Source organism: Roseomonas sp. 18066 (assembly GCF_902706185.1).
GTDB lineage: Bacteria > Pseudomonadota > Alphaproteobacteria > Acetobacterales > Acetobacteraceae > Pseudoroseomonas.
Genome location: NZ_CACSJM010000009.1, coordinates 53,805 through 76,654, shown reverse-complemented (window position 1 = coordinate 76,654; position 22,850 = coordinate 53,805). Strand labels below are relative to the sequence as shown.

Sequence of the window (22,850 nt, the reverse complement as noted above, 5' to 3'; positions counted from 1 at the left end):
CGCCCCCCGACCCCGCCGCCGCCGCCCTGGCCCTGCTGCTGGCCATGCCGGGACCGGTCTTCATCTTCGATGCCGATCGCCGCGTGGTGATGGCCAATGCCGCGGCGCTGCACCGGCTCGACATGCCGCAGGATACCGTGCTGGTCGGCGCCTCGGCCGACGAGCTGATCCGCCGCCTGGCCTATCGCGGCCATTACGGCCCCGGCGACCCCGAGGCGCTGGCCGCCGCGGTCAGCGCGCTGGACCGCGGCCAGCGCCATCGCAGCCTGCTGCGCACCGGGCCCAACCGCTGGTACGAGGTGGCCTCGGTGCCGCTGCCGGGCGGCGGCTGGGCCAGCGTGACCACCGACGTCACCGAGCACCGCCTGGCCGAGAAGGCGGCGCGCGACCGGCTGCGGCTGACCGACACGGCGCTGCGGCAGAGCCCCTCGGGCATCGGCATCTATGACCGCGACCGCCGGCTGGCCTTCTTCAACGAGGCCTATGAGGCGCTGCTCGACCTGCCGCCCGGCACCGTCCGGGTCGGCATGGATTTCCAGCAGGTCACCGACCTGGTGGTCGAGAACATGCCCTTCGACGCGCCGGCGCGGGCGCTGTTCGACGGCCGCCGCCTGATCGACCGCAGCCTGCGCACCCAGTTTCTGCGGCTGCGCCCCGACGGCGTGGCGGTGCGCGCCACCAGCCAGCCGCTGAGCGATGGCGGCTTCCTGGTGGTGCTGGAGGATGTCTCGCAGCTGCGCGCCGCCGAGGACGAGGCCAAGGGGCGCGCCGCGCTGCTGGACGGCGTGCTGGCGGCGCTGCCGCATGGCGTCTGCGTCTATGGCGCCGACCGCCGGCTGCGCCTGGCCAATGCCGCCTTCCGCACGCTGGTGGGCGATTCCGAGGTGCAGATCGGCGAGCACCTGCTCGACCTGATCCGCCGGCGTGAGGCGGCGCGCGAATATGCCGACCGCCAGGACCCCGACGAGATCTTCCGCCGCCAGTTCGACTTTTCCCGCGAGCCGATGACACGGCAGCGCGCCGATGGCCGCGTGCTGGTCGGCCGCACCGCGCCGCTGCCCGATGGCGGGCATATCTCGGTGGTCAGCGACGTCACCGCCCTGCACCGCGCCGAGGCCGAGGCGCAGCGCCGCGCCGACCTGCTGCAGGCGATGATGGAGAGCATGCGCCACGGCGTCTGCCTGTTCGACGCCGAGCGCCGCGTCGTCGCCGCCAATGCCCTGGCCTGCGACATGACCGGGCTGACCCGCGACGAGCTGGTGCCGGGGGCGCTGCTGGACGAGCTCGGCCAGCTGCAGCTCGCGCGCGGCGCGCTGGGCAGCCCGCAGGAGGCCGCGGCGCTGTACAGCGCCCGCTACGGCGCGCCGATGCGGCATGACCGCTTCCTCCGCAACACCGGCGACGGCCGCGTCATCGAGGTCAGCACCGATCCCACCCCGGATGGCGGCTTCGTCCGCGTCTATACCGACGTCACCGCCGAGCGGCAGGCGATGGCCGGCGTCGAGCAGGCGCGCATCGCCGCCGAGGAGGCGAGCTTCGCCAAGACGCGCTTCCTGGCCACGATGAGCCATGAGCTGCGCACCCCGCTGCATGCGGTGATCGGCTTCGCCGAGGCGCTGCAGAACGAGGCCAGCCTGGAGAATGTCGGCGAGTTCGCCGGCACCATCCTGGATGCCGGGCGGGAGCTGCTGGCGCTGATCGACGCCGTGCTGGCGGTGGCCCAGATGGGCAGCGGCACGCTGCAGGTGGAGACCCGGCCGCTGCACCTGCCGAGCGTGCTGGAGAGCATCGCCCGCCAGATGCGCGGCCCGGCCGAGGCGGCGGGGCTGAGCCTGGCGCTGGAGCCGCTGCCCGAGCTGCCGCGCGCCCGGGCGGAGGAGCGGCGGCTGCGGCAGATCCTGCTGAGCCTGCTGGGCAATGCCATCAAGTTCACCCCCGCCGGCGGCAGCATCCGGCTGGCGGCGCGCGACCTGGGCGATGGCCAGGTCGAGGTCAGCGTCGCCGATGACGGCATCGGCATGGCGCCCGAGCAGCTGGGCCAGGCCTTCGAGGCCTTCGTCCAGCTGGAGGGCAGCCATGACCGGCGCTATGGCGGCTCCGGCCTCGGCCTCTATCTGGCGCGTGCGCTCGCCGAGGCGATGCAGGCCGAGCTGCGGCTGGACAGCGCCCGCGGCGCCGGCACCACCGCCCGGCTGATCCTGAAGGTGGCGGCGCGGCCCTGAGCGGTCAGGCGGGCAGGCGCTCGGCCAGCATCTCCCGCACCATCGGGATGACCTGGCGGCCATAGAGCGCGATGCCGCGCATCGAGGCGGCATGCGGCAAGGGCCCGGCGCTGTACTTCATGTCGAAGCGGCCGAGGCCCAGCAGCTTCGCCGTCCGGGCGATCTTGCGGGCCACCGTCTCCGGGCTGCCGAGGTAGAGCGAGCCGTGCTCGATCTCCTGCTCGAACTCGGCGCGCTGCATCGGCGGCCAGCCGCGCTCGGCGCCGATGCGGTCGCGCATGACCCTGTAGTGCGGCCAGAACTCTTCCCGCGCCTGGGCGTCGGTCGCGGCGACGTGCCCCGGCGAATGCACGCCGAGCGGGCGGCGCGGCTTTTCCATCTGGTCGCAGGCGCGGCCATAGAGCTCGGTGAAGGGCTGGAAGCGGGCGGGGTCGCCGCCGATGATGGCGAACATCACCGGCAGGTCGTGATGCACCGCGCGCACCACCGATTTCGGGCTGCCGCCGACGCCGATCCAGGTGGCCAGCTTTCCGTCCTGCACCGGCGGCTGGATGGAGGCGTTCTCCAGCGCCGGCCGCAGGTTGCCGCGCCAGGTCACCGGCTGCTGCGGCAGCAGGGCGGCGAAGAGGTCGAGCTTCTCCTCGAACAGCGCCTCGTATTGCTGCAGGTCGAAGCCGAAGAGCGGAAAGGATTCGGTGAAGGAGCCGCGGCCGAGGATCACCTCGGCGCGGCCTTTCGAGATCGCGTCCAGCGTCGAGAAACGCTGAAAGACGCGGATCGGGTCGTCGGAGCTCAGCACCGTCACCGCCGAGCCCAGGCGGATCCGGCTGGTGCGGGCAGCGATGGCGGCCAGGACGACTTCCGGCGCGGAGACCGCGAAGTCAGACCTGTGATGCTCGCCAACGCCCAGGAAGTCGATGCCGGCCTGGTCGGCCAGCACCCCCTGCTCCACCAGGTCGCGGATCACCTGGGCGGGGTGCTGCAGGGCGCCATCCGGGCCCTGCGTCACGTCGCCGAAGGTGTCGAGGCCGAGCTCCAGCACGGTCAGGCGGCCGCCTGCGCCGGGTAGTCGGTATAGCCCTCGGCGCCCTCGGCATAGAGGGTGGCGGGGTTGACCTCGTTCAGCGGCGCGCCCTGGCGCAGGCGCTCGACCAGGTCGGGATTGGCGATGAACTTCAGCCCGAAGCTGACGGCATCGGCGACGCCCTCGGCGATATCCGCCTCGGCCTGCTCGATGGTCAGCTTCTCGTTGGTGATGTAGGCGCCGCCGAAAGCCTTCTTCAGGTCCGGGCCGAGGCGCGGCGACAGCGCGTTCTCGCGGGCGAAGAGGAAGGCGATCTTGCGCTTGCCCAGTTCCCGGGCCGCATAGCCGAAGGTGGCGGCCAGGTCGCTGTCGCCCATGTCATGGGAATCGCCGCGCGGCGCCAGGTGCATGCCGACGCGGTCGGCGCCCCAGACGCCGATGGCGGCATCGGTCACTTCCAGCATCAGCCGGGCGCGGTTCTCGATGCTGCCGCCATAGCCGTCCTCGCGCCGGTTCGTGCTGTCCTGCAGGAACTGGTCGATCAGATAGCCATTGGCGCCATGGATCTCGACGCCGTCGAAGCCGGCGCGCTGGGCGTTCTGCGCGCCCAGGCGATAGGCCTCGACGATGCCCGGGATCTCCTCCGCGGTCAGCGCGCGCGGCAGCGGATAGGCGCGCTGCGGCCGCAGCAGGCTGACATGGCCGCGGGCGGCGATGGCGCTGGGGGCCACCGGCGGCAGGCCGTCGAGGAAGGAGGGGTCGGAAATCCGCCCGACATGCCACAGCTGCATCACCATGCGGCCGCCGGCGGCATGCACCGCGTCGGTGACGCGGCGCCAGCCCTCGACCTGGGCGTCCGACCAGATGCCGGGGGTGCGGGCATAGCCGACGCCCATCGGCGTCACCGAGGTGGCCTCGGTCAGGATCAGCCCGGCGCTGGCGCGCTGGACATAGTAGTCGGCCATCAGCGGCGTCGGCACACGGTCGGCCTCGGTCGCCCGGGCGCGGGTCAGCGGCGCCATCACCAGGCGGTTGGGCAGGTCGAGGGCACCGATCCGGACGGGATCGAACAGCGTCGGCATGGAAAAGCGTCTCCAGCGGGAGCGAGAGGAAGCCGCGGGCGCGGCCGGTTCCCCCAAAGGGGTGGGCGTCAGCCTGGCCGATTGCAAGGGGGGTTTGCTGCGCCCGCGAAGAAATCTCTACCGATCAGTAGTGAACCGCGGCTTTTTCCCGGGAAGCGCCGGGTCAGTCCTGCTCCGGCGGGCGCGACAGCGGCGGCGGCACCTCCGGATTGCCCTCCAGCCGGTCGCGGTGCAGCGCGGCGCGGGTGACCAGCATCAGCGTCACCGGCGTGGTGACCACGACCAGGATGCCGATCAGCACCTCATGCACCACCAGCCGCGTCTGCAGCACGCTGAAGAAGATCATCGAGGCCAGCAGCACGCTGCCCAGCCCATAGGAGGTGCCGATGGTCGGCGCATGCACCCGCTCGTAGAAGCTCTTCAGCCGCAGCAGGCCGATCGAGCCGGCCAGCGACAGCCCCGCCCCCAGCACCAGCAGGATGGCGACCGGAATGGCGACGAACAGGGGCAGCTCGGCGGCGCCGCTCATTCCATCACCTCGCCGCGCATCAGGAACTTGGCGAGCGCCGCGGTGGAGACGAAGCCGAGCAGCGCGATGACCAGCGCCGCCTCGAAATAGATCACCGTGCCGGAGCGGATGCCGAAGGTCAGCAGCAGCAGCATGCCGGTGACATAGAGGGTGTCGAGGCCGACCACCCGGTCCTGGGCGCGCGGGCCGCGCAGCACCCGCCAGAGCGGGCCGAACATGGCCAGGCCCAGCATCACCTGGGCGACCAGCAGCGACCAGCTCAGGATCATCTGGCTCATCATTGGAAGATCTCCAGCAGCGGTTGCTCGTAGCGGTCCTTGACGATGCGCACCCAGTCGGCCTCGTCGACCAGGTCCAGCACATGCAGCAGCAGCTCGCCATCCTCGACATCGAACTCGACCCAGGCGGTGCCGGGGGTCGCGGTCATGATGCAGGCCAGCGCCGCCAGCGCGTTCGGGTTGCGCAGCGCCAGGGGCACGCGGATGAAGCCGGCATGCCGCTCCGGCCGCGGCTTCAGCACGACGAGCGCGACCGCCAGGTTGGAGCGCGCCACATCGACCAGCACGGCGCCGGCCAGCTTCAGGATCAGGCCCGGCCTGCGGATGCGCACCCGCTGCGGCTGCAGCATGGCCATGGCGCGGCCGCCGAGGAGGGCCACCACCAGCCCGACCAGCAGCGGCCCGGGCCGGGCGGATTGCTCCAGCAGCAGCCACATCAGCCACAGCCAGGCCGAGAGGATCGGATGCGGCAGGACCCAGCGCAGCAGGCGACGGCTCATCGGCGGCCTCCATTGACCTGGCGCAGATAGTCCTGCGGCGCGTGCAGCGCCTCGGCCGCGTTCTCCATGTAGCGCAGCACCGGCCCGGCGCCGGCGGTCATGCCGATGCACAGCCCGATCAGCAGCAGCACCGGCGCGATCTCGATCACCCGCACCCGCGGCACGGCGCGGCCCGAGCTGGCCCAGAGGCTGCGGATGCCGGCGCGCGTCATCGCCAGCACGGTGGCCAGCCCCGAGAAGACCAGCGCCCCCAGCAGCAGCCAGCCGCCCCAGGCGACATCGACCGGGCCGCGGCCCAGCCCGCCGGGGTTGAGGATGCCGCTCAGCATGGCGAACTTGGCGACGAAGCCCGACAGCGGCGGCAGCCCGGCCAGCAGCAGGGCGCAGCACAGGAAGCAGACGCCGAGCACCGCCATGGTCGCCGGGATGGCGACGCCGACCTCGTCCTCCTCCTCGTCCTCGTCATCGGTGCCGTCGCCGAAGGCTTCCAGCGTCACGGCGAGGACGTCGGCGCCGACATCGCGGCCGCGCTCGATCAGCTCGATCAGCAGGAACAGCGCGCCGATCGCCAGCGCCGAGCTCGCCAGGTAGTAAAGCGCGCCGGTGGTGACCGCGACCTGGCCGGCGCCGACGGCGGCCAGCAGGGTGCCCGAGGAGATCAGCACGCTGGCGCCCGCCAGCCGCCCGAGATCCTGCGTCGCCAGCACCGAGACCGCCCCGAAGAAGATGGTCGCGATGCCGCCAATCAGAAGAAAGTCATGGCCGAAGCCGGCCGAGGCCCCGGCATCCTCGCCGAACAGCAGCATCGACAGCCGCAGGATGGCGTAGAGCCCGACCTTGCTCATCATCGAGAAGATCGCCGCCGCCGGGGGGCTGGCCGCCGTGTAGGTATTGGCCAGCCAGAAGCCCAGCGGCCACATCGCCGCCTTGACCAGGAAGGCCATGCCGAGGATCGCCGCCCCCGCCTCCAGCAGCTTGCGGTTCTCGGCCGGGATCGAGGGGATGCGGGCGGCGAGGTCGGCCATGTTCAGCGTGCCGGCCACGCCATAGATCATGCTGACGCCGATCAGGAACAGCAGCGAGGCGGCCAGGTTGATGGCGATATAATGCAGCCCGGCCTTGACCCGCGCGACGCCCGAGCCGTGCAGCGCCAGGCCGTAGGAGGCCGCCAGCAGCACCTCGAAGAACACGAACAGGTTGAACAGGTCGCCGGTCAGGAAGGCGCCGTTCAGCCCCATCAGCTGGAACTGGAACAGCGCGTGGAAATGCGCGCCCATCCGCTGCCAGCGCGCCAGCGAGAAGGTCAGCGCGGCCAGGCCCAGCAGCGCCGTCAGCACCAGCAGCAGCGCCGACAGCCGGTCGACCACCAGCACGATGCCGAAGGTCGAGGGCCAGTTGCCCAGGCGATAGACGGTGGTGGCCGGCCCGGTCTCCGCCTGGGTCGCCAAAGCGAGCGCCGTCCCCAGCAGACAGAGGACAGAAAAAATGCCGAGCCCGGCGCGGAGCCGGCCGCGCTGGTCGTCCATCGGGATCATGATGGCGCCGGCCAGCAGCGGCACCAGGATCGGCAGGATCGCCAGGTTGTTCTGCAGCGCCGCCAGCATCAATAGTCGCGCCCCTGCCCGTCGACATGGTCGCCGCCGGTCAGCCCGCGCGAGGCCAGCATCACCACCAGGAACAGCGCCGTGGTGGCGAAGCCGATGACGATGGCGGTCAGCACCAGCGATTGCGGCAGCGGGTCGGCGAAGACCGCCGGGTCGCCGCGCATGCCGGGCTCCAGGATCGGCGGCTTGCCGACCGGGAAGCGGCCCATGCTGAAGATGAACAGGTTCACCGCGAAGGACAGCAGCGACAGGCCGATGATCAGCTGGAAGGTGCGCGGCCGCATCAGCAGCCAGACGCCCGAGCCGCCGAGCACGCCGATGGCCAGCGCCAGGATCAGTTCCATCAATCGTCTCCCGGCATGGCGGTGGAGGGCGGCGGCGGCGGCGCGGCGCGCTGGCTGCGCACCGACTGGTGGGCGATGGCGATCAGCATCAGCACCGTGGCGCCGAAGACCAGGGCGAAGACGCCGATGTCGAACAGCATGGCGCTGGCCATCGGCAGCTTGCCCAGCCAGCCCAGATCGGCATAGGCGAAGTAGGAGGTCAGGAACGGCTTGCCGAAGAACAGCGCCGCCGTGCCGGTGCCGGCCGCCAGCAGCAGCCCGGCCGCCATCCAGCGCAGCGGATGCACGCGCAGGTGGTCCTCGACCCAGCGGGTGCCACCGGCCATGTATTGCAGCAGGATGCCGATGGACAGCATCAGCCCGCCGGCGAAGCCGCCGCCCGGCAGGTCATGGCCGCGCAGCAGCAGGTAGAAGGCGACCAGGCAGATCACCGGGAACAGCAGCCGCATGGTCACCGCCGGCACCGCCAGCCAGTCGCGCGCCTCGCCTTCCTGCTGCTGGTCGGGCACGCCGATGCTCTCGGGCGCCGGGCGGAAGCGGCGCAGCAGGGCGAAGACGGTCAGCGCCACGACGCCCAGCACGGTGATCTCGCCCAGCGTGTCGAAGCCGCGGAAATCGACCAGGATGACATTGACCACGTTGGTGCCGCCGCCCTCGACATAGGCGCGCTCGAGGAAGTGGCGGGAAATGCCGTCGGGCGAGGCGCGGGTCATGGTGGCGTAGGAGATGGCGGTCAGCCCCGCCCCCGCGGCCAAAGCGATGCCGAAGTCGCGGTAGCGGCGCAGGCGCGCCAGCAGCAGGTCGCTGCCCGGCAGCTCGATGCGCTTGGGCATCCAGCGCAGGCCGAGCAGCAGCAGCACGGTGGTCACCACCTCGACCAGCAGCTGGGTCACCGCCAGGTCGGGCGCCGAGAACCAGACGAAGGTCAGGCAGGTGGCCAGCCCCGCCCCGCCCAGCAGGATCAGCGCCGCCAGCCGGTGGTACTTGGCCTGGTAGGCGGCGCCCAGCGCGCAGATGCCGCCCACCGCCCAGATCAGCCCGACCACCGGGTCGACCCGGGTCAGCTGCACGCCGCCCAGCGCCAGCCCCTGCGGCAGCAGGGCGAGCGCCGCGGCGCCGAAGCAGACCACGACGATCAGCCGCAGCTGCATCTGCAGCCGGGCGGTGCCCAGCAGCCGCTCCAGCGTGCGGGCGAAGCGCCAGGACAGGAAGACCATGGCCTGGTCGAAGATGCGCCGCCCGTCCAGCCCGCGCAGCAGCGGCGTGCCCTCGACGCCCGAGGAGAAATGCCGCTGCAGCGCGCGGTAGAGCAGCACGCCGCCGATCAGCGCCAGCACCGACATGACCAGCGGCAGGTTCACGCCATGCCAGACCGCCAGGCTGTATTCCGGCGTCTCGCCACCCAGCACCGAGCGGACGGCGACGTCGAGGAAGGGGCCGATGGTCGCCGCCGGCAGGATGCCGACCACCATGCAGCCGAAGACCAGGACCTCGACCGGCACGCGCATGAATTGCGGCGGCTCGTGCGGCACCTTCGGCATGTCGTCGGTGTCGGGGCCGAAGAAGGCGCCATGGATGAAGCGCAGCGAATAGGTGACGGCGAAGATGCCGGCGAGGGTGGCGGCGACCGGCATGATGCTGTGCAGCAGGGTCGGCGCCGTGGAGGCCGTCAGCGCCTCGGTGAAGAACATCTCCTTGGAGATGAAGCCGTTCAGCAGCGGCACGCCGGCCATGGCGGCGGCGGCGACGAGGGCCAGCCGCGCGGTGAAGGGCATCGTCCTGTTCAGCCCGGACAATCGCCGGATGTCGCGGGTGCCGGTCTCGTGGTCGATGATGCCGGCGGCCATGAACAGCGAGGCCTTGAAGGTCGCGTGGTTCATGGTGTGGAAGATGGCGGCGACCATGGCCAGCGGGCTGTTCAGGCTCAGCAGCAGGGTGATCAGGCCCAGGTGGCTGATCGTCGAATAGGCCAGCAGACCCTTCATGTCATGCTGGAAGATCGCGACGTAAGCACCCAGAAGCAAAGTGATCAACCCGGCCGAGCCCAGAATCCAGAACCAGGCGTCGGTGCCCGCCATGACCGGCCAGAGCCGCGCCATCAGGAAGATGCCGGCCTTCACCAGCGTCGCCGAGTGGAGATAGGCGGAGACCGGGGTCGGCGCCGCCATCGCCTGCGGCAGCCAGAAATGGAAGGGGAACTGCGCGCTCTTGGTCAGGGCGCCGAGCAGGATCAGCACCAGCGCCGGCAGGTACAGCGGATGCGCCCGGATCACGTCGCCCGACTTCAGCACCACGTCCAGGTCGTAGCTGCCGACGATATGGCCCAGCAGCAGCATGCCGGCGAAGAGCGCCAGCCCGCCGGTGGCGGTCACCGTCAGCGCCATGCGGGCGCCGTCGCGGGCGGCCGCCGAATGCTGCCAGTAGCCGATCAGCAGGAAGGAGAAGAGGCTGGTCAGCTCCCAGAAGAAGACGAGCTGGATCAGGTTGCCCGACAGCACCAGCCCCATCATCGAGCCCATGAAGGCCAGGAGGAAGGCGAAGAAGCGCGGGATCGGGTCCTCGGCCGACATGTAGTAGCGGGCGTAGAGCACCACCAGGAAGCCGATGCCGGCCACCATCACCGCGAAGACCGCGGCGAAGCCGTCCAGCCGCAGCACCAGGTTCAGCCCCAGCTGCGGCACCCAGGGAATGTCGAAGCGCGTCGCCCCGCCATCGGTGATCGAGGGGTAGCAGAGCCAGATCATCACCAGCGCCAGCAGCGCCACGCCCCCGGCCAGCCAGGATTCCCACCGCCGGGCATTGGCGGGCAGCAGCGCGGCGACCAGCGCGCCGGTGAACGGCAGGGCTATCGCCGCCGAGAGGTACAGGGCGTCAGGCATCGGGCGCCGGGCTCTCCTCGTCTCGTCTTGTCTTCCACGGGGGCGATGGGTGGATCATCCCCGAGGGGCGCGGCCTCCTGCCCCGCCCCGGCGCCTTATCGCGATGGCCCTTGTCAGGCCCCTTGTCAGGCGTCCGGTTGGTCGGAGGCCTGCAGCATCGCCAGCGCCTCCTCGGCTGAGCCGGCCTGGCGCAGCTGGCGCGGCAGCTGGTTGTCGCGCAGCACCTTGCAGATATTGGACAGCGCCGGCAGGAAGCCTTCCGAGGCGCCCTCTGGCCACAGCACCATGAAGACCAGGTCGACCGGCTCGCCGTCGCGGGCGTCGAACTCGATGCCGCGGGTCAGCCGCGCCAGGATGGCCAGCGGCTGCGCCAGCCCCTCCAGCCGGGTATGCGGCATGGCGACGCCGCGGCCGAGGGCGGTGGAGCCCAGCCGCTCGCGCGCCTGCAGCGCCTCCAGGATCTCTTCCTGCGGCCGGCCCAGCCGGTCGGCGGCCAGCCCGGCCAGGCGCTCGATCAGATCGGTCTTGTTGGCGACCGTCAGGGTGAGGATGCCCTCGGCGGCGGGAAACAGGTCGGCAATGGCCATAGGCTTCTCCAAACTCGGCCTCCTTCTCCGGACCCGTGGGCCCGGGGGGCGCGCGGGATGGCGGCGGCAAGGCCGCGCCGACGGCAGGATCGTCACCTTCGCGCCGCCGGCCCACCCCGCCCAGCCCTTTTCACCGGGGCCGGGCCGCGCGGCCCGCGGCTTCAGCCCGGCCCGCGATCCGGGCCAGGCTGGATTAAACTCCGTTCACACTATAACCCCGCGGGCCGAAGCATTGCAAATCGGCGTCGCCCGGCCATGTCTGCGGAATTATTCCCGAAGATCGTCGATATTACTGCCGAATGCTTCGGCCGGGTCGACGGTTTCAGCCGCCGTCAAAAATCGCGACTTGCCGCCAGGACGACGAAAAAATTTTACTGGGCGGGCGGGGAAATACGGGCTGGAAACTTTCGCCGCCGCCGGGCGCTGCTGTCGCGGGTGGCTTGCTGGGACCGGAGGGCTGGTCCGCGGCCGCCAAGGGGAGGCAGAGAATGCCCGCGAAATCCGCTGCCGGCACCCAGCCGGCCAAGAAGGCTGCCAAGGCGCCGGCCACCAAGGCGACCGCTAAGGACACCGCCAAGGACACCGAAGACAAGGTCGAGGCCAAGGCGTCCGGCAAGAAGGCGGCCGACAAGGCCGACGGCAAGGTCGAGGCCAAGGCCAAGCCGAACGCCCTGCAGACGCCGCTGAAGCCGAGCCCGGAGCTCGCCGCCGTGGTCGGCAGCGCGACGCTGTCGCGTGGCGAGGTGGTCAGCAAGATGTGGGACTATATCAAGTCGCACGACCTGCAGAACCCGGAGAACCGGCGCGAGATCATCGCCGACGACAAGCTGCGGCCGATCTTCGGCAAGGACAAGGTGACCATGTTCGAGATGAACAAGCACCTGGCCGCCCATCTGCGCTGAGCTCTTCCGCCAGGAAGAACAAGGCAGGCCCCGGGCCGGCGCCCCCCAGCGCCGGCCCGGCTTCATTTTCAGGCCCCCCCCGCTCAGGCGCCGCGCCGGGGGTCCATGATGTCGTCCAGCACGTCGCCCAGCAGGTTCAGCCCCAGCACCGCCAGCGCCAGCGCGACGCCGGGGATGGCCGCCATGTACCAATGGGTGCGCAGCGCCTCGCGCCCGCCGCCAATCATCGAGCCCCAGGAGACCAGGTTCGGATCCGACAGGCCCAGGAAGGACAGCCCGGCCTCGGTCAGCATGGCGGTGGCCATCAGCACCGAGGCGGTGACGATGATGGGCGACAGGGCATTGGGCAGCACATGCCGCAGTAGCAGCCCCGAGGCCGGTGTGCCGCAGCAGACCGCCGCATCGACGAAGTCGCGCCGGCGGACGGCCATGACCTCGCCGCGGGCCAGCCGGGCGACGCCGGGCCAGGAGGTGACGCCGATGGCGAAGATGACATTGCCGATCGAAGGCCCCAGCACCGCCACCACCGCGATGGTGAAGAGAAACGGCGGCATGGTCTGAAAGACCTCGGTAAAGCGCATCAGCACGGCATCCGCCACACCGCCCCAGAAGCCGGCGAGCGCGCCGACGAGGGTGCCCAGCGCCAGGGCGATGCCCGCAGCACTCAGCCCGACGAGCAGCGAAACCCGGGCGCCGTGAAAGATGCCGGCGGCGATGTCGCGGCCCATCAGGTCGGTGCCCAGCCAGAAACCTTCTTCCTCCCCCGGCCACTGGCTGGGGCTGCCCACCATGTCCATCGGATCGTCGGGGAAGATCCAGGGCGCCCCCAGCGCCATGAAGCCGAGGCCGACCACCAGCAGCAGCCCGACCAAAGCGCGCGGCCGCAGCAGCAGGCGAGCCACCCGCTTCATGCCGCGCGCACCCGCGGATCGGCCAGGCCGTAGAGCAGGTCGACCAGGAAATTCACCAGGATGACGGTCATCGAGCTGACCAGCACGATGCCCAGCAGCAGGTTCAGGTCGCGCCGCAGGATGGCGTCAAACGCCAGCCGCCCGAGGCCGGGCCAGCTGAACACCGTCTCCACCAGCACCGCCCCGCCGATCAGGCTGCCGGCCTGCAGCCCGACCATGGTCAGCACCGGCAGCAGCGCGTTGCGCCCGGCATGCACCGCCTCGACCTGGAAAGGCGAAAGCCCCTTCGCCCGGGCGGTGCGGATATAATCCTGCTGCAAGGCGGAGAGCATCGAGGCCCGCATCAGCCGGGCATAGAGCGCGGCATAGAACAGCGCCAGGCTGCAGACCGGCAGCACCATGTGCCGCGCGACGTCGCCGGCCAGCGCCAGCCCGCGATAGGCCGCCGAAGGATCGCGCATCCCCCCCACCGGCAGCCATTGCAACTGCACGGCGAAGACGACGATCGCCATCAACCCGGCCCAGAACAGCGGCGTGGCATAGGCGATGAGCACGCCGACTGAAATCAATCCGTCGAGCCAGGAGCCGGCCCGGCGTGCCGCCCACGCGCCCAAAAACATGCCGGAGCCTGCCGCCAGGAAGACCGCCGGCAGCATGAGAAGAAGCGTCGCCGGCAGACGTTCCAGGATCAGCGTCAGCACCGGCAGCCCCAGCCGGTGCGAATAGCCGAAGTCGCCGGTCAGCAGATTGCCGATGTAATGCACGAACTGCACCCATAGGGGCTGGTCCAGCCCGAAGCGCGCGCGCAGCTCCGCCATCATCTCGGGCGTCGCCGCGCCCTGCTCGCCGGCCAGCACGTCGGCGAGGTCCCCGGGCGCCGCCTGCATCAGCAGGAAGTTCACCGCGACCACGCCGAACAGCACCGGCACCGCCTGGACCAGGCGCTGCCCGGCCTGCCGCAACACGGCCATGGGCGGATCAGCCCTCCAGCCAGGCGTGCTTCAGCGAGGCATAGACCGCGTCCGGCCCCATCGCCACGTCATGCAGCTTCTTCGCATGCACGGTGAAGAAGTTCAGCTCGATCAGCGGCAGGCAGGGCAGGTCCTCGGCCGCCAGCCGCTGCATCTCGTTGAACAGGCGCGTGCGCTCGGCAGGCTCGGCGCTGCGCTGCGCCGCCTCGATCACCTGGTCCATGGCCGGGCTGGCATAGCCCGAGGCATTGGTCCAGGGCGTGCCCTTGTTGATGGTCTTCGACCAGTAGAAGCGCTGCACCCCGATCTGCGGATCGGAGAAGGACGAGGCCCAGGAGCTCGAGATGTCGAACTCATATTCCCCGAAGACCCGGCGCAGATAGCTCGGCGTGTCCTGGCTGCGCAGCGTCAGGTCGATGCCGACCCGCCGCAGCGCCTGCCGCACATATTCCCCCGTCCGCCGATAGTCGTCGCCATACGGCAAAAAGTCGTGGCTGAGGGCGAAGCGCATGCCGTCGGCGCCGCGCTTATGCCCGGCCTCGTCCAGCAGCGCCTCGGCCTTGCGCACGTCGAAGGGATATTGCGGCACATCGGCATTGTGGAACCGCGTCACCGCCGAAGGGATGGTCGAGACCGCCGGCTTGCCGAAGCCATGCCACACCGTCCTGGCGATGACGTCGCGGTTCACCGCATGGGCGATGGCCCGCCGCACCCGCACGTCGGCGAGCTCCGGCTTGCGCAGGTTGAACTCCAGGAACAGCCAGGGCGAGATCCACTCATAGCCCCGCGTCTCGATGACGATCCCCGGCAGCGCCCGCAGCCGCGCCACATCGGTCAGCGGCACCGGGCTATAGGGGGCGTATTGCGCCTGCCCCGTCTCCAGCAGCGCGGCCCGCGCCGTGGCATCGGGGACGATGCGGAAGACGATCCGGTCCAGATACGGCTTGCCCTCGTCCCAGTAATCCGGGTTCCGCTCCAGGATGATATGCTCGCCGCGCACCCATTCTTTGAAGCGGAACGGACCCGTGCCCACCGGCTTCAGGTTCAGCGGGTTCGCCAGCGCATCGCCGCCGGCATAGAGATGCTTCGGCAGGATCTGCGATTCATAGGCGTTCAAGGCGCTCAGGATCACCGGCGAGGGCTGCTTCAGCCGCAGCACCACCGTCAGCGGATCCGGCGTCTCCACCGCCTCGACATTGGCGAAGGTCGCCCGGCCGCGCGGATGGATCTTCCGCCAGATCTCCTCCAGCGAGAACTTCACATCCTCGGCGGTGAAGGCCTGCCCGTCATGCCAGCGCACATTCGGCCGCAGGTGGAAGGTGATCGCCAACCCGTCGGCCGCCACCTCCCAGCGCGTCGCCAGCGCTGGCTTCAGCCCCATGTCCCAGTCATAGGAAAACAGGCCGTCGAAGATATTGGTGGAAACCACCCCCGTCGGCGCGCCCGCATTCAGCGCCGAGACCAGCGTCGGCGGCTCCGGCTGCACGATCGCCGTCAGCGTCCCGCCGCGCCGGGGCGTCGGACCACCCTGGGCCCGGGCTGAGCCGACACCCATCCCCGCCATGCCCATCCCGGCAAGCAGCAGGCGACGGGAGAGAATGGGCTGGCTCATGGCGGCGTTTCCGTGATTTCTTGCGGTGCCGCCTTATATTGAACTTTGGCAATGCGTCAAATGCGGATGTCAGATGCGACAGCACCGCTGACGAAAAGAAAGCACAAGAAAGGCTGGGGGAATGAATTCCCCCCGCAAACGTATACGTTTGCGCCCCATCTTTTTTCTGGCTAGTTAGCGCAGCGAGACCGGTACCGTGCCGAGAGCAGCCGGGCCGCCATCGACCGGCAAGGTGCGGCCGGTGGCCTCCAGGCGATCGCCGTCGATGCGGTAGATCGCCACCTGCTTGTCAGCCATGTTGCCGATCAGCAGCGTCTTGCCATCGCGCGAGAAGGCCATGCCCTGCACCCAGTCGCCGGCAGCAGCCTCGGCCACCACCGTCAGCCGGCCATTCTCCACCTTCAGCAACTTGATCATCGAACGGCCACGCAGCGGATCGGCCGGCGCCCGGCCGGAGCCGTTATGCACCACGGCCACCGCATGCACGCCGTCGGGACTGGCCATCACCCCCTCCGGCGTCGGACCCACCGTCACCGTGTCGATGGTGCGGAACGGCTCCCGCGACAGGTCGATCAGGCTGACCGTGTCCTGGTCGCCGGTGTTGTTGACGCTGCGGCCGACATTGCCGACCACCGCCCAGCCGCCCGGCGACACCGCCGCCGAATAAGGCCGCACGCCGGCGGTCAGGTCGCGCTCCAGCTTCGTCACCGTCTCGCCATCGACCCGCAGCACCGAGACGATGCTGTCATTGTCCCGCGTCACCAGCGCATGCCGCCCATCCGGCGTGAACTGCGCATGCGAGGCCCCGGTCGTGGCCGTGCCGATGGTCACCGTCCCCGCCACGCTCACCTGCTGGCCGGCGATCTTCAGCACCGACACCGTGCCGCCATTGCGATTGGCCACCAGCGCCAGCGTCCCCGCCGGATTGATCGACACGCCGGACGGCCCGGCGCCGACCTCGATCGTCGCGACCAGCTTCGGCGGCATCGACGACAGGTCGATCACCGAGACCCGGTTGTCCGGCACGGTCTTGGTCGGATCGGCGGGGTCGATCTTCTCGGCCGAGCTCGCCAGCGCCAGCCGCTCATCCGGGCTGACCGCGATGGAATTCGGCGGGCCGATCACCGAATGCGGCACCGCCAGCTGGCCGATGATCCGCGGCTCGCCGCCGGCCATGTCGATCACCGCGATGGTGTCGGGCTTCGGGTCGCGCACCACGGTGTTCACGCCATCGACCAGCGCGCGCTTGTTGTCATTGCCGGAGACCGCGATCTCCGCCACGGCCGGCAGGCTGGCGGCCAGCGCAAGCGCCGCCCCAGCCAGCCAAAGGGCCTTCTGCCCCCGGGACTTCTGCATGACGTTCTTCCCTGTATTTTCGTTCATCTTTGCGGTCGCGCCCCCTCGAGTCGGATGCGTCGCCGGGCGCAGTCTCCGCCCAGCGCGGACGTGGCGGCAAATGCCAAATGCGTGGCATGCGGATTGCCAGGAACCGGCGGCATGCCCCCTCGCCAGCCGGCATCGGCCGGCGCATGATCCGGGCAGCGTCGAGGAGAGCGAAGCCATGTCCGCATCCGACCTGACCCGCCGTGGCCTGCTGGGGGCCGGCGCATCGCTGGCCCTCGCCGCCCCTGCCCTGGCCCAGGGCAATGCCGCCGGCAATCCGAGGGTGCTGCGCTTCGTGCCCGAGGGCAACCTGGCCAATCCCGATCCGGTCTGGACCACGACCACCATCGCCCGCAACCACGGCGCGATGATCTGGGACACGCTGTGCGGGCTGGACGCGCAATTCGTGCCGCAGCCGCAGATGCTGGCCGGGCACGCGCTGTCGGACGACCGGCTGACCTGGCGCTTCACGCTCCGCGAAGGCCTGGCCTTCAGCGATGGCGAGAAGGTCCGCCCCGCCGACTGCATCGCCAGCATCCAGCGCTGGGCCCGCCGCCGGCCGCTGGGCCAGACCCTGCTGGCGCGGACCGAGGCCATGGTGCCGCTCGACGACACCCGCTTCGAGATCCGCCTGAACAAGCCCTATGGCCTGGTCCTGCAGGCGCTCGCCGACAACTGCTTCATGATGCCCGAGCGCATCGCGAAGACGGACCCCTTCCAGCAGATCCGCGAATATATCGGCAGCGGTCCCTTCACCTTCCCGGTCGACGAATGGGTCTCCGGCTCGCGCGCCGTCTATCGCCGCAACCCCGCCTATCGCCCGCGGGACGGCGCGCCGAGCTTCATGGCCGGCGGCAAGGTCGCGCATTTCGACCGCGTCGAATGGCTGGTCATGCCCGACAGCGCGACGGCGATGGGCGCGCTGCAGAATGGCGAGGTCGACTGGATCCAGCGCCCCGACTACGACCTGCTGGCCACCATGCGCAAAATGCGCAACGTCCGCGTCGCCGTGCACGACAAGGTCGGTGTCATCGCCATGCTCGGCATCAACCACATCCACCCGCCCTTCGACAATCCGAAGCTGCTGCGCGCGGTGCTGTCGGCGATCAACCAGGCCGACTACATGGCCGCCGCCATCGGCGCCGAGCCGGAGCTGTTCCGCATCCCCTGCGGCGTCTTCACCCCGGGCCTGCCGATGGCGAACGACGCCGGCATGCAGGCCCTGACCAGCCCGCGCGACCTGGCGCGCAGCCGGCAGCTGGTGCAGGAAAGCGGCTACAAGGGCGAGCGCGTCGTCGTCATGTCGCCCTCCGACTATCCGGTGCAGGCGGCCTTCGCCCAGGTGACCGTCGACCTGCTGAAGCAGCTCGGCCTGAACATCGAATTCGCCAGCATGGACTGGGGCACGCTGGTGCAGCGCCGCACCAGCAAGGAGGCACCGGAAAAGGGCGGCTGGAGCATCTTCACCACCACCTATGAAGGCCTGACCGTCGCCGACCCGTCGAGCCACGTGCCCCTGCGCGGCAACGGCCCGCAGGGCTGGTTCGGCTGGCCCACCAGCCCGCGGCTGGAAGCGCTGCGCGACGAATGGCTCGACGCGCCGGACCTCGCCGACCAGAAGCGCATCGCCGGCGAGATGCAGGTTCTGGCCTTCGAGGAAGTCCCCTTCATCCCGGTCGGCCAGATCTTCAACCCCACCGCCTATCGCAGCGACATCGTCGATGTGGTCCCGGCCTCCTTCCCGATTTTCTGGGGCGTCAAGCGCGCATGATTCTTTCGGATACTGGCAGCTGGGACCATTGGAAGAATCCCGCGGAGGCCGGCTGGGATGCCGGCCAGCTGGCCCGCGCCGTCGAGGATTCCAGGACCCTCGACACCGCGGCGCTGATGGTCGTGGTGCGCGGCCGGGTGTTGCTGGCCGAAGGCGCCGTCGATGCCCGCTACAACGTCCACTCCATCCGCAAGAGCTTCCTGTCGGCGCAGATCGGCATGCATGAGGCGGAAGGGCGCATCGATCTTGAAGCCACGCTCGACAGCCTCGGCATCGACGACAAGCTCGGCCTGACGCCGCGGGAAAAGCTGGCGACCGTGCTCGACCTGCTCTGCGCGCGCTCCGGCGTCTACCACCCCAGCGGCTATGAATCGCCCTGGATGATCGCCATCAAGCCGGCGCGCCACAGCGCCGGCCCGGGCACCACCTGGTGCTACAACAACTGGGACTTCAACGCCCTCGGCACCATCTTCCGCAAGCTCACCGGCGCCGACATCTTCGCCGACTTCGCCGCCCGCATCGCCGCCCCCTGCGGCATGCAGGACTTCCGGCCGGAGCAGGACGGCGAATATATCGACCTGCCCGACAGCGCGCATCCTGCCTATCCTTTCCGCATGACCGCGCGCGACCTGGCACGCTTCGGCCAGCTTTTCCTCGATGGCGGCCGCGGCATCGTGCCGAGATCCTGGGTCCAGCAAAGCGTGCTGCCCATCTCCGAGGCCGGCACCCGCGGCGCCTATGGCTTCATGTGGTGGGTCGCGCGCGCCGGCATCCTGTTCCCGCATGCGCTGATGCCGGCGGGCAGCTACGCCGCCCTCGGCACCCGCGGCCATGTGCTGCTCGTCATCCCGGCGCTGCAGGCGGTGATCGTCCATCGCGTCGACACCGATCAACCCTCGACCAGCGTTTCCCACACCCGCCTCGGCCGGCTGCTCGCGCATCTGCTGTCCGCGGCGCCGCCAGCCTGAAGGCCTGCCGCCCCATGACCACGCCGCCCCGCATCGCCCTCCTCGGCTTCATGCTGGAGGCCAATGGCTTCGCGCCCCCGGCCACCGAGGCCGAATTCCGGTCCAAGCTCTGGCTGCAGGGCGAGGACCTGCTGACCGATGTCCGCAGCGCCACGCCGCGCGACCCGGGCGGGCTGGTCGGCTTCGTGGCCGACATGGACCAGGCCGGCCCCTGGACCCCGCTGCCCATCGCCATCACCGGCGCCGGCGCCAGTGGCCCGGTCGAGCAATCCTTCTTCGACCGCTTCCTGGCGCTGCTGGAAGATGGCCTGCGCGCCGCCCTCCCCCTCGACGGCGTCTATATCGAGGCGCATGGCGCCGCCTCGGCCACCGTCGAGCCCGATCCGGAAGGCGTGCTCTACGCCATGGTCCGCCGCGTCGTCGGGCCTGACGTGCCCGTCGTCTCCACCCTCGACCTGCATGCCAATGTCAGCGCCGAGATGGTCGAGCACCCCGACCTGCTGATCGCCTATCGCACCAACCCGCATACCGACATGCGCGCCCGTGGCCAGGAGGCGGCGGTCGGCATGCGCGAGCTGCTCTCCGGCGTGAAGACCGCGAAAGCTTTTCTTCGGTTGCCGATCCTGCCGCCTTCCGTCGCGCTGCTCTCCGACCGTGGCCCCTATGGCGCCGCCATCGACCGCGGCCAGGCGCTGACCACCGGCCCGATCATCAATGTTTCCGTCCTCGGCAATTTCAGCCTGGGCGACAGCCCGAAGAACGGCATGAGCGTCATCGTCACCGCGCGCGGCGATGCCGCCTCGGCCGAGCGCGTCGCGCAGGAAATCGCGACCATGCTCTGGACCCGCCGCGAAGAGCTCGTGGCGAAGCTGATGCCCATCGACACCGCCGTCGCGCGCTTGAAGGAGGTGGTGGAAAACCCGTCGATGCCGCCGCTGCTCTTCGCCGATGTCGCCGACAATCCCGGCGGGGGCGGGCGCGGCAATACCTCGGCCGTGCTGCGCGCCTTCCTCGAGGCCGGGATCACCGACACCGCCTTCGCCATCCATTACGACCCGACGCTGGCCGCCGAGGCGCATGCCCTGGGCAAGGGCGCTCGCTTCACCGCCCATCTCAACCGCGGCGAGAATTTTCCCGGCAGCGACCCGCTCTCCGTCGAGGCCGAGGTGATGGCGCTGTCGGATGGCGAGATCGTCGGCCGCCGCGGCATGATCGCCGGGCGAAAACAGTCGCTCGGCCCCACCGCCTGGCTGCGGCTGGCGGGCAGGATCGAGGTGGTCTTCGTCTCGATCCGCCACCAATGCCTGGATACCGCCATGCTCGAGCATCTCGGCATCGACCTCCGGGCCTTGCGCGGCATCGTCGTCAAGTCGCGCGGCCATTTCCGCGCGGGCTTCGACGACCTCTTCCCCGATGCGCGCATCCTGGAGATCGACGGCCCCGGCCTGGTCTCGCCGATGCTGGCCCGCATCCCCTTCCGCCACCTGCCGCGCCCGATCTGGCCGCTGGATCCGGACACGCAATGGCCGGCCGCCTGAGGGGCACCAGGGCGGGCACTGTCATCAAACTGTCGCGTGGCGGGCGCCGCCGCAGCCGCTAAGCCCCGCCCGGAACAGCGGATGGCGGATCATGATGGCAGGCTTGCGGGTGGCCTCGGGCCAGGTGGTGGCGCTGCGGCTTTTCGACCTGGCCTATGAGATCGACCTGAAGCGGGCCGAGGCGCTCTGGGCCGCCCGCGCCCAGGGCCCCAGCGCCCGCAGCAAGCTGGCCGGCACCCCGGCCAAGGCTGTTTCCTTCGGTGTCCCGCCGCTGGCCCTCGCCCTCGGCCCGGTCACGCTGACGCTTGGCGCCGAGGAGGTCACCGCCCAGGCCGGCATCCGCCTCTACGATTTCGGCGTCGCCGCCTTCACCCTGAAGCTGCCGGCCGACGGGCTGGACTGGGAAGGCTTCACGGCGCTGGCCAACCGGCTGGACCATGCCACCGGGCTGGAGGCGATCGACGCCCCCTGGGACGCGCTGCTGGCCCAGCTGAACGGGCTGCTGGGCGAGGCCTTCACCCGCCCCAGCCCCGCGCCGCTGCAGGAAGACTATCTGCTGGCCGTGGTCGATGCCTTCGACCGCCCGCTGACGGCCATCGAGCTGCAGCAGCAGGCCGACCTGGTGCCGCTGCTGTCGGGCGAGATCCGGCCGCTGTCCGAAGGCGCCCGCCGCGACCTGCTGCGCCAGAGTTTTTCCTACCATACCGACGACCTGGTCGTGCTGACCTGGGACCGCGCCTTCATCTACGAGCCGCGGCGCGAGACCGACGTCGCCGACGTGCTCGAGATGGCCAATGCCCAGCTGCTCGAGATGCGCAGCTATGACGAGCTGCTCGATGCCGAGCTGCCGCGCATGCGCGATATGGTCGAGGCGGCGCGGCGGCGCTCGCACCTCCTGGCCTCGCGCCGCTATGCGGGCCTGGCGCAGCAGCTGCACATGCTGGTGGCCGAGGTCAGCGAGCTGGCCGAGCGCGTCGACAACGCGCTGCAGGTCACCGAGGATGTCTATCTCGCCCGCGTCTATTCGGCGGCGATGGACCTGTTCCGCGTCCCCGAGGTCAGCGCCGCGGTGGACCGCAAGCTGTCCATCATCCGCGACACCTACACGGCCTTGCACGGCGAGGCCGCCGGCGGCCGCGCCGAGGTGCTGGAAACCGCCATCCTGCTGCTCATCGCCTTCGAGATTGTGCTGTCCTTCATCCGGCACTGAGCAACGCCGCGCTTCCGCTTTTGTTGAATTGCCCGCAAGCGACCCCACGGCCAGATTGCGCGACCGCCGTCGCGTCTCCCGGGGATATTGCATGCCGCGCCTTCGCCATCGGAAAACCCTGCTCGCCTCCAAGGTCGTGGCGCTGGTCGCGGCCACCGCCGCCAGCCCTGCCTTGGCCGGACCGAACGAGGACACGTTTCTCGAGGCCGGCTACACGATGTGCGACGCGCATATGCTGCAGCTCGCCTACGACGACGACCTGCTGAACCGCGTCATGCGCAATGCCGCCGACAAGCTGCGCCGCGGCGACCGTGCCCGTGTCACCGCCGATGTCGCGCGCGGCCGGCAGATGAACCGCAACGACGCCCGCCGCTGCCCCGCCGACGAGGTCTACAGCGCCGAGCAGATCCTGCTGTTCGCCAAGTACTGGCGGATGGATTCCATCTCCGAGACGCGGGCCAAGCTGTCGGGCAACCTGGTGCGCGGCGACCACAAGAACAGCCTGGACGCCATCGACGAGGCGCGCTGAGCCGCC

The 22,850-nt window shown here is 70.2% G+C and carries 20 protein-coding genes; 7 read left to right on the top strand and 13 right to left on the bottom strand.

Features of this window, described 5'->3' with window-relative positions; translation table 11 throughout:
• Window positions 1–2,222: PAS-domain containing protein (locus GVN67_RS03490; protein ID WP_159992878.1), on the top strand; the 2,222-nt coding region annotated here is incomplete at its 5' end.
• A 4-nt stretch (window positions 2,223–2,226) separates the two neighbouring features.
• On the opposite strand, the gene GVN67_RS03485 is transcribed toward GVN67_RS03490, so the two are convergent.
• The 9 genes from GVN67_RS03485 to GVN67_RS03445 form a co-directional block, all read right to left on the bottom strand.
• Window positions 2,227–3,264, bottom strand: coding sequence for an LLM class flavin-dependent oxidoreductase (locus tag GVN67_RS03485; protein WP_235034925.1), 1,038 nt, complete (start codon window positions 3,262–3,264; stop codon window positions 2,227–2,229).
• A 2-nt stretch (window positions 3,265–3,266) separates the two neighbouring features.
• Entirely contained in the window at window positions 3,267–4,328 is a 1,062-nt protein-coding gene (locus GVN67_RS03480) for an alkene reductase (RefSeq protein WP_159992877.1), read from the bottom strand.
• Window positions 4,329–4,491: 163 nt separating this feature from the next.
• On the bottom strand, window positions 4,492–4,857 hold the full coding sequence (gene mnhG, locus GVN67_RS03475) for a monovalent cation/H(+) antiporter subunit G (protein ID WP_159992876.1): 366 nt from the start codon (window positions 4,855–4,857) through the stop codon (window positions 4,492–4,494).
• Entirely contained in the window at window positions 4,854–5,135 is a 282-nt protein-coding gene (locus tag GVN67_RS03470) for a K+/H+ antiporter subunit F (RefSeq protein ID WP_159992875.1), read from the bottom strand. Before GVN67_RS03470 ends, mnhG begins: the two co-directional genes overlap by 4 nt.
• On the bottom strand, window positions 5,135–5,635 hold the full coding sequence (locus GVN67_RS03465; RefSeq protein WP_159992874.1) for a Na+/H+ antiporter subunit E: 501 nt from the start codon (window positions 5,633–5,635) through the stop codon (window positions 5,135–5,137). The genes GVN67_RS03470 and GVN67_RS03465 overlap by 1 nt, the downstream gene beginning before the upstream one ends.
• Window positions 5,632–7,239, bottom strand: a complete 1,608-nt coding sequence (locus GVN67_RS03460; protein ID WP_200845107.1) for a monovalent cation/H+ antiporter subunit D — start codon at window positions 7,237–7,239, stop codon at window positions 5,632–5,634. Before GVN67_RS03460 ends, GVN67_RS03465 begins: the two co-directional genes overlap by 4 nt.
• The gene (locus tag GVN67_RS03455; protein ID WP_159992873.1) at window positions 7,239–7,583 is read right to left on the bottom strand and encodes a Na+/H+ antiporter subunit C; all 345 of its coding nucleotides are present in this window, start codon (window positions 7,581–7,583) and stop codon (window positions 7,239–7,241) included. Before GVN67_RS03455 ends, GVN67_RS03460 begins: the two co-directional genes overlap by 1 nt.
• The gene (locus GVN67_RS03450) at window positions 7,583–10,462 is read right to left on the bottom strand and encodes a monovalent cation/H+ antiporter subunit A (RefSeq protein ID WP_159992872.1); all 2,880 of its coding nucleotides are present in this window, start codon (window positions 10,460–10,462) and stop codon (window positions 7,583–7,585) included. Before GVN67_RS03450 ends, GVN67_RS03455 begins: the two co-directional genes overlap by 1 nt.
• Before the next feature lie 125 nt (window positions 10,463–10,587).
• Window positions 10,588–11,049 carry a PTS sugar transporter subunit IIA gene (locus GVN67_RS03445; protein ID WP_159992871.1) on the bottom strand — a complete coding sequence of 154 codons (462 nt, stop codon included), beginning with the start codon at window positions 11,047–11,049 and terminating at the stop codon, window positions 10,588–10,590.
• 488 nt (window positions 11,050–11,537) lie between these two features.
• Between GVN67_RS03445 and GVN67_RS03440 the strand changes: the two genes are divergently transcribed.
• A complete protein-coding gene (locus GVN67_RS03440; protein WP_159992870.1) occupies window positions 11,538–11,951 on the top strand; it encodes an SWIB/MDM2 domain-containing protein in 414 nt (137 codons plus the stop codon).
• A gap of 83 nt (window positions 11,952–12,034) precedes the next feature.
• Here the strand turns inward: GVN67_RS03440 and GVN67_RS03435 are convergent, their stop codons facing one another.
• The 4 genes from GVN67_RS03435 to GVN67_RS03420 all read right to left on the bottom strand — a co-directional run bounded on the left by GVN67_RS03435 (window position 12,035) and on the right by GVN67_RS03420 (window position 16,801).
• Window positions 12,035–12,862 carry an ABC transporter permease gene (locus tag GVN67_RS03435; protein ID WP_159992869.1) on the bottom strand — a complete coding sequence of 276 codons (828 nt, stop codon included), beginning with the start codon at window positions 12,860–12,862 and terminating at the stop codon, window positions 12,035–12,037.
• The gene (locus GVN67_RS03430; protein ID WP_159992868.1) at window positions 12,859–13,833 is read right to left on the bottom strand and encodes an ABC transporter permease; all 975 of its coding nucleotides are present in this window, start codon (window positions 13,831–13,833) and stop codon (window positions 12,859–12,861) included. Before GVN67_RS03430 ends, GVN67_RS03435 begins: the two co-directional genes overlap by 4 nt.
• 7 nt (window positions 13,834–13,840) lie before the next feature.
• Complete coding sequence (locus GVN67_RS03425) at window positions 13,841–15,445, bottom strand: ABC transporter substrate-binding protein (protein WP_159992867.1); 1,605 nt, start codon at window positions 15,443–15,445, stop codon at window positions 13,841–13,843.
• Between the two features lie 174 nt (window positions 15,446–15,619).
• A complete protein-coding gene (locus GVN67_RS03420; RefSeq protein ID WP_159992866.1) occupies window positions 15,620–16,801 on the bottom strand; it encodes a YncE family protein in 1,182 nt (393 codons plus the stop codon).
• Between the two features lie 220 nt (window positions 16,802–17,021).
• On the opposite strand from GVN67_RS03420, the gene GVN67_RS03415 reads away from it, so the two are divergent.
• The 5 genes from GVN67_RS03415 (at window position 17,022) to GVN67_RS03395 (ending at window position 22,844) form a co-directional block, all read left to right on the top strand.
• Window positions 17,022–18,599, top strand: coding sequence for an ABC transporter substrate-binding protein (locus tag GVN67_RS03415; protein WP_159992886.1), 1,578 nt, complete (start codon window positions 17,022–17,024; stop codon window positions 18,597–18,599).
• Window positions 18,596–19,567: a serine hydrolase gene (locus tag GVN67_RS03410; protein WP_235034923.1), complete on the top strand. Its 972-nt coding sequence runs from the start codon at window positions 18,596–18,598 to the stop codon at window positions 19,565–19,567. The genes GVN67_RS03415 and GVN67_RS03410 overlap by 4 nt, the downstream gene beginning before the upstream one ends.
• A 14-nt stretch (window positions 19,568–19,581) precedes the next feature.
• Window positions 19,582–21,105, top strand: coding sequence for a M81 family metallopeptidase (locus GVN67_RS03405; RefSeq protein ID WP_159992865.1), 1,524 nt, complete (start codon window positions 19,582–19,584; stop codon window positions 21,103–21,105).
• 91 nt (window positions 21,106–21,196) lie between these two features.
• Window positions 21,197–22,315, top strand: a complete 1,119-nt coding sequence (locus GVN67_RS03400) for a hypothetical protein (RefSeq protein ID WP_159992864.1) — start codon at window positions 21,197–21,199, stop codon at window positions 22,313–22,315.
• A 91-nt stretch (window positions 22,316–22,406) separates the two neighbouring features.
• Window positions 22,407–22,844: a hypothetical protein gene (locus tag GVN67_RS03395; protein WP_159992863.1), complete on the top strand. Its 438-nt coding sequence runs from the start codon at window positions 22,407–22,409 to the stop codon at window positions 22,842–22,844.
• Window positions 22,845–22,850: the final 6 nt, after the last annotated feature.

Excerpts from the sequence above, each read along its gene's own strand:
- GVN67_RS03480 (WP_159992877.1), bottom strand. The coding sequence starts at position 4,328 with ATGCCGACGCTGTTCGATCCCGTCCGGATCGGTGCCCTCGACCTGCCC.
- mnhG (WP_159992876.1), bottom strand. The coding sequence starts at position 4,857 with ATGAGCGGCGCCGCCGAGCTGCCCCTGTTCGTCGCCATTCCGGTCGCC.
- GVN67_RS03470 (WP_159992875.1), bottom strand. The coding sequence starts at position 5,135 with ATGAGCCAGATGATCCTGAGCTGGTCGCTGCTGGTCGCCCAGGTGATG.
- GVN67_RS03465 (WP_159992874.1), bottom strand. The coding sequence starts at position 5,635 with ATGAGCCGTCGCCTGCTGCGCTGGGTCCTGCCGCATCCGATCCTCTCG.
- GVN67_RS03460 (WP_200845107.1), bottom strand. The coding sequence starts at position 7,239 with ATGCTGGCGGCGCTGCAGAACAACCTGGCGATCCTGCCGATCCTGGTG.
- GVN67_RS03455 (WP_159992873.1), bottom strand. The coding sequence starts at position 7,583 with ATGGAACTGATCCTGGCGCTGGCCATCGGCGTGCTCGGCGGCTCGGGC.
- GVN67_RS03450 (WP_159992872.1), bottom strand. The coding sequence starts at position 10,462 with ATGCCTGACGCCCTGTACCTCTCGGCGGCGATAGCCCTGCCGTTCACC.
- GVN67_RS03445 (WP_159992871.1), bottom strand. The coding sequence starts at position 11,049 with ATGGCCATTGCCGACCTGTTTCCCGCCGCCGAGGGCATCCTCACCCTG.
- GVN67_RS03440 (WP_159992870.1), top strand. The coding sequence starts at position 11,538 with ATGCCCGCGAAATCCGCTGCCGGCACCCAGCCGGCCAAGAAGGCTGCC.
- GVN67_RS03435 (WP_159992869.1), bottom strand. The coding sequence starts at position 12,862 with ATGAAGCGGGTGGCTCGCCTGCTGCTGCGGCCGCGCGCTTTGGTCGGG.
- GVN67_RS03430 (WP_159992868.1), bottom strand. The coding sequence starts at position 13,833 with ATGGCCGTGTTGCGGCAGGCCGGGCAGCGCCTGGTCCAGGCGGTGCCG.
- GVN67_RS03425 (WP_159992867.1), bottom strand. The coding sequence starts at position 15,445 with ATGAGCCAGCCCATTCTCTCCCGTCGCCTGCTGCTTGCCGGGATGGGC.
- GVN67_RS03420 (WP_159992866.1), bottom strand. The coding sequence starts at position 16,801 with ATGCAGAAGTCCCGGGGGCAGAAGGCCCTTTGGCTGGCTGGGGCGGCG.
- GVN67_RS03410 (WP_235034923.1), top strand. The coding sequence starts at position 18,596 with ATGATTCTTTCGGATACTGGCAGCTGGGACCATTGGAAGAATCCCGCG.
- GVN67_RS03405 (WP_159992865.1), top strand. The coding sequence starts at position 19,582 with ATGACCACGCCGCCCCGCATCGCCCTCCTCGGCTTCATGCTGGAGGCC.
- GVN67_RS03400 (WP_159992864.1), top strand. The coding sequence starts at position 21,197 with ATGATGGCAGGCTTGCGGGTGGCCTCGGGCCAGGTGGTGGCGCTGCGG.
- GVN67_RS03395 (WP_159992863.1), top strand. The coding sequence starts at position 22,407 with ATGCCGCGCCTTCGCCATCGGAAAACCCTGCTCGCCTCCAAGGTCGTG.